Annotated in this window: 8 protein-coding genes; 5 read left to right on the top strand and 3 right to left on the bottom strand. The window is 63.1% G+C overall.

Annotated elements, in window-relative coordinates:
- Positions 1 to 107: 107 nt before the first annotated feature.
- The 3 genes from GCN74_RS08720 (at position 108) to GCN74_RS08710 (ending at position 2,325) form a co-directional block, all read left to right on the top strand.
- Positions 108 to 662 carry a hypothetical protein gene (locus tag GCN74_RS08720; protein WP_152256298.1) on the top strand — a complete coding sequence of 185 codons (555 nt, stop codon included), beginning with the start codon at positions 108 to 110 and terminating at the stop codon, positions 660 to 662.
- An 82-nt stretch (positions 663 to 744) separates the two neighbouring features.
- Positions 745 to 1,056 (top strand): BON domain-containing protein, encoded by a 312-nt coding sequence (locus GCN74_RS08715; protein WP_046682432.1) that lies wholly within the window; start codon positions 745 to 747, stop codon positions 1,054 to 1,056.
- 72 nt (positions 1,057 to 1,128) lie between these two features.
- The gene (locus GCN74_RS08710) at positions 1,129 to 2,325 is read left to right on the top strand and encodes an AI-2E family transporter (RefSeq protein ID WP_413541533.1); all 1,197 of its coding nucleotides are present in this window, start codon (positions 1,129 to 1,131) and stop codon (positions 2,323 to 2,325) included.
- A gap of 55 nt (positions 2,326 to 2,380) precedes the next feature.
- Here GCN74_RS08710 and GCN74_RS08705 read toward each other — a convergent pair whose 3' ends face one another.
- Complete coding sequence (locus tag GCN74_RS08705) at positions 2,381 to 3,328, bottom strand: YihY/virulence factor BrkB family protein (RefSeq protein WP_152256297.1); 948 nt, start codon at positions 3,326 to 3,328, stop codon at positions 2,381 to 2,383.
- 70 nt (positions 3,329 to 3,398) lie between these two features.
- Positions 3,399 to 4,424, bottom strand: coding sequence for an OmpA family protein (locus tag GCN74_RS08700; RefSeq protein ID WP_152256296.1), 1,026 nt, complete (start codon positions 4,422 to 4,424; stop codon positions 3,399 to 3,401).
- A gap of 471 nt (positions 4,425 to 4,895) precedes the next feature.
- On the opposite strand from GCN74_RS08700, the gene GCN74_RS08695 reads away from it, so the two are divergent.
- Positions 4,896 to 10,646 (top strand): alpha-2-macroglobulin family protein, encoded by a 5,751-nt coding sequence (locus GCN74_RS08695; RefSeq protein ID WP_226938941.1) that lies wholly within the window; start codon positions 4,896 to 4,898, stop codon positions 10,644 to 10,646.
- 17 nt (positions 10,647 to 10,663) lie between these two features.
- Positions 10,664 to 12,760, top strand: coding sequence for a penicillin-binding protein 1C (pbpC, locus tag GCN74_RS08690; RefSeq protein WP_152256387.1), 2,097 nt, complete (start codon positions 10,664 to 10,666; stop codon positions 12,758 to 12,760).
- On the opposite strand, the gene GCN74_RS08685 is transcribed toward pbpC, so the two are convergent.
- Positions 12,761 to 14,383, bottom strand: coding sequence for a DUF2875 family protein (locus GCN74_RS08685; RefSeq protein ID WP_193317014.1), 1,623 nt, complete (start codon positions 14,381 to 14,383; stop codon positions 12,761 to 12,763).
- Positions 14,384 to 14,403 lie beyond the last annotated feature (20 nt).

The raw sequence follows: 14,403 nt of genomic DNA, 5'->3' as shown, positions 1-14,403 counted from the left end.
TCAAAATAAATTACTTGTGTACGGCAGCGTACAGAAGAGTGGCGACTATCCACGTAAAACGGTAGTCATGCCAAGCAGACATGCTTGTCGCCACCAGGGAGAAATACATGAACAAGAATAAGCTCTGCACCGCCATCGTCGTCAGCCTGGCGTGCGCCGCCTGGGGCGGCCAGGCAGTGGCCGCCACGCCGGAAGCGAAAGCCGCCTACAAGGCTGCCAATGAGCAGGCGGGCCTGAATTACAAGCTGGCCCATGCGGAATGCGAGAAAATCACGGGCAACCCGAAGGATGTCTGCATCGCCGAAGCGAAGGCCGTGCGCGCCTACGATGAAGCCGTGGCCCAGGCGCAATACACGAATACCTTGCGTGCCTATACCAAGGCACGCGTCAAGATTGCCGATGCCAACTATGACGTCGACCTGGCCCGCTGCAATGCGCTGACGGGCAATGACAAGGATGTCTGCGTCAAGCTGGCCAAGTCCACCAAGGTGGCGGCCCTGGCCGACGCCAAGGCCGACAAGAAAGTCATCGAAGCGCGCAGCGATGCGCGTGAAGCAAAAAGAAAAGCCGAGTACAAGGTCGCCACAGAAAAATGCGATGCATTAGCCGGCGCAGCCAAGGATGACTGTATCAAGGCTGCAAAAACCCAGTTTGGCTACTGAACGCCATCCGGCGCGCAGTCACCACACTGGTATAAGAAGCTCATTGTGAGCACATTGATTGACCACTCCTAAGGAAACCACCATGAAATTCACTAAATCGATCGCTACCGGCCTCTTCGTCGCTTCCCTGTTCGCCGTTGCAGGCTGCGCTTCCACGCCAACCAAGGAAGGCACGGGCGAATATATCGACGACGCGGCCATCACGACCAAGGTCAAAGCCAGCATCTTCAACGAGCCTACCCTGAAATCGACGGAAATCAACGTTGAAACCTTCAAGGGCGTGGTCCAGCTGAGCGGCTTCGTGGCCCAGCCATCGGATGCCGCCAAGGCGGGCGAAGTCGCGCGTGGCGTCAAGGGCGTGAAGTCGGTGAAAAACGACATCCGCGTCAAGTAATGGCATGACTTGCCGCAGCGGTCCGCCCCATGGCTGGCGCTGCGGCCCACCACCGACCGTCGCGGCAATCGCATGCATATCCAGCCTACAGATACCCCGCCCGAGCCGGTGGCGGCTGCCCCCACCGAGCCTGCCGGGCCACCTCCCGGTACGCCCGTGGAGCAGCCAGACGCATCCCTGCGCCTGCCGCTGCACGTCAACGCGCGTGGCATGGCCTTGGGCATCATCGCTACAGTCAGCTTCATCTATGCGCTGCAGTGGGCACAGAAATTCCTCATTCCCGTTCTCTTCGGCATTTTTATTGCCTACACCCTCAATCCCGTCGTCGCCTGGCTGGAAAAACTGCGCGTGCCGCGCGCCATCGGCACCACGGCCGTCACGGCCCTGATCCTGTTCGGCTCCATCGTCGTGGTCGAGAGGGTGCAGGGCGAATTCGAATCCATCGTTGAAGAGTTGCCGGCCGCCACACATAAACTGTCGCGGCTGATCGCCGCCAATACGGGCGGCAAGAACAGCACCTTCCAGAAGATGCAGGCCGTGGCCAATGAAATCGAGCAAGTGGCCGCCGGCGCCGAAGCGCGCCGCAACAACCGCCGCGCCGCCGCTGCCGAGGCGCCCAATTTCAAGATCATGGACTGGGTCTGGGCCGGTTCGCTGGGCCTGGTGGGCTTTCTCAGTCAGGCCACCATGGTCATCTTCCTCGTGTTTTTCCTGCTGCTGTCGGGCGACACCTTCAAGCGCAAGCTCGTCAAGCTGACGGGACCGTCGCTGAGCCGCAAGAAAGTCACCGTGCACATTCTGGAAGACATCAATACCTCGATCCAGAACTATATGTTCATGCTGCTCGTCACCAACGGCTTGCTGGCGCTGCTGATGTGGATCGCCTTGCGCGTGATCGGCCTGGAAAACGCGGGCGCCTGGGCCATCGTGGCAGGCTTGCTGCACATCATGCCGTATTTCGGGCCCTTGCTCATCACCATCGCCACGGGGCTGGTGGCATTTTTGCAGTTCGAATCGCTGGAAATGGTCTTGCTGGTGACGGGCACGTCGATGGCCATCGCCACCCTGGTGGGCACTTTCGTCACCACCTGGATGACGGGACGCATCGCGCGCATGAATCCCACGGCCGTGTTCATCAGCCTGCTGTTCTGGGGCTGGCTGTGGGGCGTCTGGGGCTTGCTGCTGGGCGTGCCCATCATCGTCATCGTGAAGGTGGTGGCCGAGCGCGTGCAGGGCATGGAAGTGGTGGCCGAGTTGCTGGGAGAATAGCGCTAGCGCAAGGAAAACGGCGCCCGCGGGCGCCGTTTTTTCATGTTGCCCCGGTTCAGGATTGGTGGCGCTTCAATATCTTGACTTGCACGTCGCCATCGTCAGTCTTCGGCATGTCCTTCATGCTGCCCAGTTGCAGGGCGAATTGCCGCGTGAACTCGGCGCCCAGGAAAAAGATCTGTGCCGAGTAATACACCCACAGCAGCAGGGCCACCAGCGAACCGGCCGCGCCATAGCTGCTGGCCACGCCGCTATTGCCGATATACACGCCAATCGCATATTTTCCCAATGAAAACATGAATGCCGTGCCCAGGGCGCCGATCAGCACGTCGCGCCAGGACAGGCGCACGCGCGGCAGCATTTTATAGATGACGGCAAACAGGCTGGCGATGACGGCAAAACCGATCAAATTCGACAGGATGGTAAACAGCACGGCCGTATCTTTCCATACGCCTTCCCAGAAATTGGCGAGGATGGCCATGGCCGCGTTGACCACCAGCGATACCATCAGCAGGAAGGCCAGTACCAGTACCAGGCCGAAGGACAGCAGGCGCGTGCGCAGCATGTCCCAGGCGCCCGCTTCCTTCAGCGGCGGCACTTGCCATATCTCATCGAGACTGGCTTTCAGTTCGGCAAACACGCTGGTGGCGCCAAACAGCAGCAGGGCGCTGGCGATGAGGGTGGCGATGCGCCCCTGGTCATGGTTCTTGGCGCCGGCCAGCACCAGCTGGATGGCTTCGGCGCCCTGCGTGCCCAGCAAGCCCTGCAGTTGCCCCATCAGCTCGCCGCGCGCGGCGGCCGGGCCATAGAAAAAGCCCGCGATGGCAATCACCAGCACGAGGATGGGGGCGATGGAAAACAGCGTGTAATAGGCGAGGGCGGCACCCTTGCTCGAGGCACGGTGCTCCAGCCATTCGGTGACGGAACCGACGATGACACTGCGCATTTGCTTGCTGAACGGCGCCAGGCCGGCCAGCCTGGGATAGCGGGTAGAAAAATTCATGGTGGCTTTCAATGCAAAAAAGGGGCGCGAGCCCCTTTTTTTATTCACAAGTGGCGTACCACTGTTGAGCTTACTGCACGCGGCGTTCGATGGTGATCTGTTCCACTTCGACGCGGCGGTTCGGTTCCAGGCACTTGATCAGGTCGGCACGCTTCTTGTTATCGCAGGTGACGACAGGATTGGTGGAGCCCTTGCCTTCGGCCGTCAGGCGGTTGGCGGCGACACCGTGGGCGACCAGGTATTCCTTGACTGCGTCAGCGCGCTGCTGCGACAGTTTCAGGTTGTACTTGGGCGAACCGATGCGGTCGGCGTAACCACTGATGACGACGTTGTTGACGTCCGGTGAGGCGTTCAGCACGCGGGCAATCTCGTCGAGCTTGGTCTGTGTCGGACCCAGCTTGGCGCTGTCGAACGCGAACAGCTCCGTTGCCGACATCGTCACTTTTTCAAAGCGTGGCGGCGGCGGTGGCGGTGGTGGCGGCACAACCACGACGACTTCTTCACGCACTGGCGGCGGTGGCGGTGGCGGCGGCGGTGCAGGCGGTTTGTCGAACGCGTAGTTCAGGCCCACGGTGACATAGTAGTTGTTGGACTTGCTGCTGGGGTCGAAGGTGTTGCCACGCAGGAAACCGTGCACATTGCGCACGTCAGCCTGGACGGACAACTGATCCGTGATGCTGGACTGGAAACCCAGGCCCACGCTGGCGTACGGCGAGCTCTTGCTGCGTTCACCGAAGGCGAAGCTGGTGTCCTTGTCGCGCTGCATGCCGGCACCGACCAGCAGGAAGGGGCGGAAGGCTTTGCGCGAGAACATGTACAGGCCGTCTACGCCCAGCGTGTTTTGCTGGTAGCGCTGGCCGCCATCCTTGGAGCGGGCGTACGTGGTGCCCAGCTGGATATCCCAGTCTGGGGAAACAGGCTTACCGAAACGCAAGCCTGCGCCATAGCCGGTTTTATCCGTGGCAAAGTCGGAATCTGGCTTGAGTGCGTTGATGCTAGGTTGAATATACCAGGAGGGATTGATTTCCTGGGCCTGTGCGCCGAGGGCGGAGCACAAGACTGCGGCGGCAACGGCGATTTTTTTTAGATTATTCACAAGTAACTCCCAACGTTGATAAGAGATTTTCTCTACAGCATCAAAGCGACATCTTGCTACACGTGCTATTGCTTGAGATAGACAACAATTCCAGGTGCGCCCGTCTTGCGATAAATGCACTGCTGTTGGACTAAGAATACGATTCCAGGTTCGCGTGGTCGGTGCGTTGGCGCACAAAGCATTGTTGTATATCAATGGTGTTGCTGATTCACGACAAAGACTTTGGTGTTGAAAAAAACTAATTTGCTAGGTGGAACTTTTACAAGCACGGCCATTTCCAGGCGCCGCGGCAGAGGCAATCGAACGACTTGTTACCAGCGTGCCACTGTATATTAGCAACAATGATGAGCTTGATAACTAATATTACATTGATGTTGTATTCCTGCCGCGTTCTGTTGGTTTGCCGGGCTTGTTCCAGGCAACTTTTACGCGCTGCAGCCAGCTCCGCCACTTTTCATCAAGGAGTTACCCGTGTTTGACCTTCCCCGTGTTTTTTCTTCCCCGCTGTCCGGCAGACTGGGCCCGCTATGTCTGCTGGGCTTGCTGCTGTCGCCGGCTCTGGCTATGCCGGCCTGGGCCGACAGCGGCGTATCCCTGTTTTCGCCCAGCGGCACGGTCAAGGCCGTACGCCAGGTGCGGGCCCAGTTCGCCACGCCGATGGTGCCGTTCGGCGACATGGGCTTGCCAGCGCCGTTCGCCATCGATTGCGGCAAGGCGGAGCCTGCCGTGGTGGCGGGTGCGGGACGCTGGGCCGACGAGCGCAACTGGAACTTCGATTTCGAGCGGGACTTGCCGGCCGGCGTGGCCTGCAGCTTTACCTTGAAAGGGGGGCTGAAGGACCTGGCGGGCCAGCCGCTGCAGGGCGCGGCGTCCTACCGCTTTTCCACGGGCGGCCCGGCCATCGTCGAGGCCGTACCGTATGACGGCCAGCCGTATATCGATGAAAACCAGATCTTCGTGCTGGGCCTCGACGCCGCGCCGAACGAGGCCAGCGTGGCCGCGCACGCGTATTGCCGCGCCGATGGCATCAATGAAAAGATTCCCGTGCGCTTGTTCAAGGGCAAGGAACTGGAGCAGGTCCTGACCCTGCGCAAGAGCTTTCTCGACCGCTACCTGACCGTGTACTTCAAGAAGCGGGGCACGGTGTGGAAAGTGGGCATGCCCGTGGCCAGCAAGGGCGCGCCGCCGCTGCCCGTCACCGTGCTGCAATGCAAGCGCAGCTTCCCCGCCAATGCCAAGGTGTCGCTCGTGTGGGGCGAGGGCATCGCCAGCGCCAGCGGCATCGCCACGGACAAGGCGCAAACCCTGCAGTACAAGACGCGGCCCGACTTCACGGCCAGGTTCAGCTGCGAACGCAGCAATCCCAAGGAGCAGTGCATTCCCTTCCTGCCCATGCGCGTGCAGTTTTCCGCGCCCGTGAAAGCGTCGCTGGTGCGCGCCATGACCCTGACAGGCGGCGGCAAGACGTATGCGCCGACGATTTCAAAAGACGAGGAAAAGGCGGAATTCCTGTACGGCGCCGCCTTCAACGGTCCGTTTCCCGTACAAGCCAGCCTGGTCCTGAACCTGCCGCCGAAACTGACGGATGACGCGGGCCGCGCCTTGCTCAACCGCGCGCGCTTCCCCATGACGGTGCGCACGGGCGAGCAGCCGCCGCTGCTGAAGTTCCCGGCCCCGTTCGGCATCATCGAAGCGAAGGGCGACGGCTTGCTGCCCGTCACCGTGCGCAATATCGAGCCCGTGCTGTCGGGCAAGGAAATCGCGCAGCCAGCCGCTGCCACGGGCGCCACCTTGCGCGTGCCCGACAATGACGACAAGTTCATCATCGAGTGGATGCAGCGCCTGGCCGGCAATGGCGAGGGGGGCGAGTACTGGCAGCCCTACGCCCAGTATGCGGGCAACATGGGCAAATCCGTGCTGGCGGACGCGTCCGGCACGCGTCCTCTCAGCCTGCCGCGTCCCGATGGCAGGAAAACCTTTGAAGTGATCGGCATCCCGCTGCAGAAGCCGGGTTTTTATGTGGTCGAGCTGGCCAGCCCCATCCTGGGCAAGGTGTTGCTGGGTAAACCCACCACGGCCTACATCCGCACGGCCGCGCTGGTGACCAACCTGGCGGCCCATTTCAAGCATGGCGCGCAATCGTCGCTCGTGTGGGTGACGTCGCTGGACAAGGGCGCCCCCGTTGCGAAAGCGCAAGTGGCCGTGCGCGACTGCGCCGGCAAGCTGCTGTGGCAAGGCGCCACGGGCGCGGACGGCGTGGCGCAGATTCCCGGCGAGCTGGCCAATTCCAGCTGCAAGAACAATGGCCGCTATTTCATCAGTGCGCGCAGCGGCGGCGACATGACGTTCACCCTGTCGGACTGGGTGGGCGGCATCGAAGCCTGGCGTTTCAACTTGCCCACGGACGACACGCGCGCCGACAACACCCTGCTGGCCACGGTATTCGACCGCACCTTGCTGCGTGCCGGCGAAACCGTGCACATGAAGCATTTCATCCGCAAGCACACGGAGCAGGGCTTGAGCCTGGTGGACAAGAACAACGGTCCCGGCAGCGCCACCTCCGTCGTCATCACGCACCAGGGCAGCGACCAGAACTATCAATTACCCCTGCGCTGGTCGGCCAGCGGCACGGCGGAAAGCGACTGGGTGATTCCCGCCGACGCCAAGCAGGGCGAATACAGCGTGACCATGGCAGGCCACCCTTCCGGCAGTTTCCGCATTGAAGCGTTCCGCGTGCCCACCATGAAAGCCGTGCTGCAGGGGCCGAAGGCGCCCGCCGTGCAGGCAAGGCAGCTGGCCCTCGATGCGCAGATCACCTACCTGGCCGGCGGCGCCGCCACGAATGCGCCCGTCAAGCTGCGCACGGTGCTGCAGGACAAGAGCGTGACGTTTGCCGATTATCCCGATTACAGCTTCAGCAACGGTGACGTGAAGGAAGGCCTCGTCAAGCAGGGCACGGGCTATGACGACGATGACGGCGCATGGCCGGACGAAGGCAATGGCATGCCGGCCGGCGCCGGAGCCACGGCTGCGCGCACGCAAAGCCTGACCCTGGACAAGGCGGGCGGCGCGCGCATCGTCATCGACCAGTTGCCGCAGCTGGCCGCGCCGCGCGACCTGGTGGCGGAAATGGCCTTCCAGGATGCGAATGGCGAGACGGCTTCCGTGGCCACAAGAGTGCCGCTGTGGCCATCGAACTATGTGATCGGCATCAAGCCCGACGCCTGGGCCCTGAGCAAGGATGCGTTCAAGTTCACGGTGGCCGTGCTGGGCACCAATGGCAAGCCCGTGGCAAATGCGGCCGTCGCCGTCGACTTTTTCCAGCGCAACAGCTATTCGCACCGCCGGCGCCTGATCGGCGGCTTCTATGCATATGAAAACAGCAGCGAAGTGGTCAAGCTGGGGCCCGCATGTTCGGGCAGGACGGACAACAAGGGTCTCTTGATTTGCGACGTGAAGGCGCCCGCCAGCGGCAATCTGATCCTGCGCGCCCGCACGCAGGATGGTGCCGGCAATGCGGCCGTCGCCAACCGCGAAACCTGGGTGGCCGGCAGCGGCGACTGGTGGTTCAACGCCAGCGACAATGACCGCATCGACGTCTTGCCTGAAAAGAAACGCTATGAACCGGGCCAGGAGGCGAGCTTGCAGGTGCGCATGCCGTTCCGCTCGGGCACGGCGCTGATCACGGTCGAGCGCGAAGGCATCCTCGACACCTATGTGCGCCAGCTCAATGGCCGGGAACCGGTGGTGACGATCCCCGTCAAACCGAACTATGCGCCGAATGTGTATGTGTCCGTGTTTGTCGTGCGGGGCAGGGTCGACGGCGTGCAGCCCACGGCCCTGGTCGACCTGGGCAAGCCGGCCTACAAGATGGGCATCGCGCCCCTGAACGTGGGGTGGCAGGCGCATGAGCTGAACGTCATGGTCGTGTCCGACAAGGAAGTGTATAAAACGCGCGACAAGGCGGAGGTGTCCGTGCGCGTGCGCCGCGCCGACGGAAAAGCCTTGCCCGCCGGCGCGGAAGTGGCGCTGGCGGCCGTCGACACGGGGCTGCTGGAACTGATGCCCAACGATAGCTGGAAGTTGCTCGATACCATGATGGCGCAGCGCAGCCTGCAGGTGGAAACGGCGACGGCGCAGATGCAGGTGATCGGCAAGCGCCACTTCGGCCGCAAGGCGTTTCCGGCCGGCGGTGGCGGCGGCAAGGGCGCCAGCCGCGAACTGTTCGACACCCTGCTGTTCTGGAAGGGCACCGTCAAGCTCGACGCCAAGGGCGAAGCCACGGTGCAAGTACCGCTGAACGACTCGCTGACGGGTTTCCGCATCGTTGCCGTCGCCAGCGCGGGCCAGGAATTGTTTGGCACGGGCAGCACGGATATCCGCAGCTCGCAAGACTTGATCCTGATGTCGGGCTTGCCGACTCTCGTGCGCGAAGGCGACCAGTTGCGCGCGGGATTCACCGTGCGTAACACCTCGGCCGCATCGTTGAGCGTGGAACTCAATGCCAGTGCAGCCGGCAAGGCCTTGCCGCGCCAGAGTTTGACCTTGGCGGCGGGCGAGGCGCGCGAAGTGGGCTGGGATTACCAGGTGCCGCTCGGCGCGCAACAGATTGTGTGGGAGATCGGCGCAAAAGCAGGAAACCATACGGATAAACTGAAAATCACGCAGAAAGTGGGCCAGGCCACGCCCGTGCGCACGTATCAAGCCACCTTGCAGCAGATCGACAAGCCCGTCAATATGTCCGTGCAGATGCCGACCGGCGCCTTGCCGGGCCGGGGCGGCCTGCAGACGAGTTTTGTGGCCAGACTGGGCGGCGAGCTGCCCGGCGTGCGCGAGTACATGGCCGCCTATCCGTACACCTGCTTCGAGCAAAACACGTCGAAGGCCATCGCCCTGCAAGATCAGGAAGCGTGGAACAAGCTGGCCGCCAGCCTGCCCGCCTACCTGGACAGCGATGGCATGCTGAAATACTTCCCCATCATGGAGCAGGGCAGCGACAGCCTGACAGCCTACGTGCTGTCGGCAACGAAAGAGGCGGGCTATGCGATTCCCGAACAGACCAAGAACCGCATGGAAGAAGCCTTGACGGCCTTCGTGCAGGGCCGCATCGTGCGCCGTTCCGCGCTGGACACGACGGACCTGGCCGTGCGCAAGCTGGCCGCGCTGGAAGCGCTGTCGCGTTCCAACAAGGTGCTGCCCGATGCCCTGGAGAGTATCAGCATCAACCCGAACCTGTGGCCGACCTCGGCCGTCATCGACTGGAGCTTGCTGCTGCAACGCACGCCGAGCCTGGCGCGCCGCGATGCGCTGCTGGCCGAGGCGCAGCAGATCCTGCGCAGCCGTTTGAACTTCCAGGGCACGACCATGGGCTTTTCCACCGAGCGCAAGGATAACTGGTGGTGGCTGATGGTGTCCGGCGACGTCAACGCCAACCGCCTGCTGCTGGCCGTGATGGACAATCCGGCGTGGAAGGACGACATCGGCCGCCTCGTGCGCGGCAGCATGGGTCGCCAGAAGAAGGGCCGCTGGGATACCACGGTGGCCAACGCCTGGGGCACCCTGGCCATTGCCAGGTTCTCGGCCAAGTTCGAGTCCACCCCCGTGACGGGCGCCAGCGCCGTCAAACTGGGCAGCGATACCCAGGCGCTCGTGTGGAATGGCGCGGCGAAAGTGGGCCCCGTGCTGCAAGCGTGGCCGACAGGCACGGATACCCTGGGCCTGGCGCACAGCGGCACGGGCAAACCGTGGGCCACCGTGCAAAGCCTGGCCGCCATCCCGCTCAAGGCGCCCGTTTCCAGCGGCTACACGATCAAGAAAACCATTACGCCCGTGGAACAGAAAACGACGGGCGCCTGGTCGCGCGGCGACGTCTACCGCGTGCGGCTGGACTTGTCGGCGCAGGCGGACATGAGCTGGGTGGTGGTCGACGACCCGATTCCCGCCAGCGCCACGGTGCTGGGCAATGGCCTGGGCCGCGATTCGCAGCTGCTGACGGCCGGTGAAAAATCCACGGGCTGGGTCTGGCCCACGTTCGAGGAGCGGGCCTTCGACGCCTTCCGCGCCTACTACGCCTTCGTGCCGAAGGGCACGTGGAGCGTGGAATACACGGTGCGCCTGAACAATGCGGGCGACTTCAGCCTGCCCGCCACGCGCATCGAAGCGATGTACTCGCCGGAAATGTTTGGCGAGTCGCCGAATGCGAATGTGAGGGTGGGGCAGTGAAGAAGTTGATTGTTGTCATGGGTTGCATGCTGTCCGGCTCTGCGCTCGCGCAAGCGGTGCTGACGCCGGCCCAGGTGCAGGCCGCCTACCGCAGTTCGGAAGCGCAGTTGCTGGACCGCAGCGGTGCGCCCCTGCAATCCTTGCGCGTGGACATGAAAGTGCGCCGCCTGCCCTGGGTGCCGCTGGCCGACATCTCCCCCGCCGTGCAGCAAGCCGTGCTGCTGGCGGAAGACCAGCGCTTCATGCAGCATGGCGGCGTGGATGTGTCCGCGCTGGCCACGGCGGCCTGGGACAATCTGTTTTCGAAAAAGCCCCGGGGCGCCTCGACCATCACCATGCAGCTGGCGGGCCAGCTGGACGCGGACTTGCAGGCGTCCTCGGGCGGACGCAGCCTGCGCCAGAAGTGGGACCAGATGCGCGCTGCCCAAGCCATCGAGGCCAGCTGGAGCAAGGCGCAGATTTTCGAAGCGTATTTGAACCTCGTGTCGTTCCGCGGCGAGCTGCAAGGCATCGCGTCCGCCTCGTACAGCCTGTTCGGCAAGGCGCCGTCGGGATTGAACCAGACGGACGGCGTCATCCTGGCCAGCCTCGTGCGGGCGCCCAACGCGCCGCCGGCCACCGTCACGCGCCGCGCCTGCGCGCTGGCAAAAGAGTGGCGCCTGGACAGCAGCTGCCAGCTGATCGGCCAGCGCGTGCAGACGGCCCTGCAGCGCAATGCGCTGTACGCGGAGCTGGCACCCGCGCCGCAAGTGGCGCAGCAACTGCTGAAACAGCCGGGCGCGCAGGTCGCCAGCACCCTCGATGGTCCCTTGCAGCGTTTCGCGCAGGAAAATCTGCGCCAGCAACTGGCGTCCTTGCGCGAGCGCAATGTCAACGATGGCGCCATCATCGTGCTGGACAACCGCAGCGGCGAGGTCCTCGCCTACGTGGGCAATGCGGGCGGCAGCCATGTGGACGGCGTGGCGGCCCTGCGCCAGGCCGGTTCCACCTTGAAACCGTTTTTATATGAACTGGCCATCGAGCGCCGCCTGATGACGGCCGCCTCCGTCATGGACGATACGCCGCTCGACGTCGCCACGGCGTCCGGCATGTATGCGCCGCAAAACTACGACCGCAACTTCAAGGGCTACGTCAGCGCCCGCACCAGCCTGGCCAGTTCCCTGAACATTCCCGCCGTGCGCACGGTGCTGCTGACGGGACAGGAGGGTTTTTACAACCGCCTCAAGGAAGTGGGCCTGTCCAGCCTGACGGAGCCGGCCGAATACTACGGCCCCTCGCTGGCGCTGGGCTCGTCGGAGGTGAGCTTGCTGGAACTGGCCAACGCCTACCGTGCGCTGGCCAATGGCGGGCTGTACAGCACGGCCAGCCTGCAGCCGGGGCAGGCTGGCAAGGACAAGCGCCGCGTGATGGCGCCGGGCGCCGCCTTCATCGTGGGCGATATCCTGGCCGACCGCGCCGCGCGTAGCATGACCTTCGGCTTGCGCAATGAGCTGGGGACGAATTTCTGGAGCGCCGTCAAGACGGGCACGAGCAAGGACATGCGCGACAACTGGTGCATGGGTTACTCGGAGCGCTACACGGTGGGCGTGTGGGTGGGCAATTTCGATGGCAAGCCCATGTGGGACGTGTCGGGCGTGACGGGCGCCGCGCCCGTGTGGCGCGACGTGATGGATTACCTGCACAAGAGCGTGCCCAGCCATGCCCCGAAGGCGCCGCCCGGCGTGCTGCAGCAGATGGTGGCGTACCAGCCCGCGCTGGAAGCGCCGCGCCGCGAATGGTTTATCGCCGGCACGGAAAGCGCCGTCATCGCCGTCGTGGGCGACACCGTGAAGCCAGCCGCCATCGTCTACCCGGCCGAGGACAGCATCCTCGCCATCGACCCCGACATCCCGTCCGCCCTGCAGCGCGTCTTTTTCCAGGCCCAGGGCAGCCGTGATTTGCGCTGGGTGCTCGACGGCAAGGACATGGGCGGCGCTGCGGAGAGCATCAGCTGGCGCCCCGTACCGGGCAAGCACGCGCTGGCCCTCGTCGACGCTGGCGGCAAGACGGTGGCGCAGGTGGCGTTCCAGGTGCGGGGGAATGCGCTGGCGCAGCTTGCCGCACCGGGTAAATAATCAGTTCGATGGATAATTCGCCGGGTCGATGGCTGGCGTGACGTAGTGCCGCAGCACGTCGCCGCCATGCGGATGCTGTTGCGTGCGGCGTTTTTCGTCCGATGGGGGGCTGATCAGCACAATGGTCGCTTCGTCCGGGTTGCGCAGGTTCACCACGGCGCTGGCGCCGCCGTCGCGGTAGCTGCCCATCACGCCGATGGCCATCTGCACGAACAGCGTAGCCGCGCCCGTGTTGCCCAGGCGCTGGTCCATGTATATCCATTGCTGCGGCTTGCCGCTGTCGAGTTCCGTGCCGCCATCTTCCGCATGTTTCAACAAAGTCTTGTGCAAGGCGATCAGCTGCGCCTGCTTGCCGCCCGTGGCGGCGACCAGGCGCGCCGGCGCGGTGGCACGCTCGCTTTCCGGCAAGCTGCGCAAGGCTTGCTGCCAGCCCGCCTGCAGGGCGTGTTCGCGCTGGTCGCGGCGCGTGAGCGGTTTGCCGTGTTCATCCGTCATCCTGACGAACGTGGGCCGGTGGATGAAGCCGAAGGTCGGCAGGCGGTCCAGCTGCGCCAATTGTTCCTTGTTGAAGGGCACAGGAAACCAGGGCGTGGGCTGCCATTCTTTCGGCGGGTGATAGGTCTTGTGCTGGAGCCTGTCGAGCATGCTGAAGCTGCCCGTGCCGCGGATATCGGGACGTTGCGCGAATTGCGCGGCGACGGGCAGCCATTCGGCGATTGAGGGCTGGCGCTGGGTAAAGGCCCTTGGGTCTTCTTTTTTGTCTGGATGGGGCACGGCCCGCATCAATTCGTCATATGCCAGATACAGGCGCCGCGCCACGCCGTAGGTATTCAAGTCATCGACGCTGTCCTCGGGCGGCGCATCGTCATACGCAAACTTCCGCACGGCGTCGATGCGCTCGCGTCGGGCCAGCACGAACAGGGCGGAGGCGTCGGGCATTTCGGGGATGTAGTAGCCGTCCTTGAGCAGTTCAGGGCTGTTGGGAAGGCGATTGATATCGCGCGACTCCATGCCATCATGTGAGTTCAGTATGATGTATGGCACGTCAGGATGGGCGTCAAAAAATGCGAAAACATCTTCCAGAATATGCTCGGGATGTTCATCAAAGCGTCGTGGCCCCGCTACAAACAAATGCCAGTGCATGCCGGAGGAGGCGGTGCTACCCGCCAGGCCCATAATGGGAAAGTGAGGGGTATCTTGCAGCGCAGGATCTGCAATGGGACCTTCTGCGTTAAATATGGGTACACCAAAATACATGGGCGTGTTCAGTGCGCCATTTTCCAGCGAGTCACCTGCACGCCCACCACTGATGCCGGCTTTGTCCAGGCTACTCCAAGGATATTTCTTCGGATCTTGTTCACGGATGCTTGCATAGGCGTTTCCCTTTTGTAGCGCTTCCCACAGTTTTCCCTGCCGATATTTGTCCACGGTGACGCCAAGACCGATAACTTCCAGTACATACTCGCGTTTTTCCTGCTCGCTGGGTACCGCCTGCTGCACTTGTGGCGTGGCAACCGCCGCAGGTTTGGACGAGTGCAGCCAGCGCGAACCGAGCAATGTGGCTGCCACGATGGGCGGGATCAGCAAGAACCATTGCAGGTGCTTCCATATTTTGCTGCGCATCGTGAACTCCAGCAAGAAAG

This window comes from Janthinobacterium sp. FT14W (assembly GCF_009208755.1).
Taxonomy (GTDB): domain Bacteria; phylum Pseudomonadota; class Gammaproteobacteria; order Burkholderiales; family Burkholderiaceae_D; genus Janthinobacterium; species Janthinobacterium violaceinigrum.
This window is presented reverse-complemented; position numbering and strand designations above follow the sequence as displayed.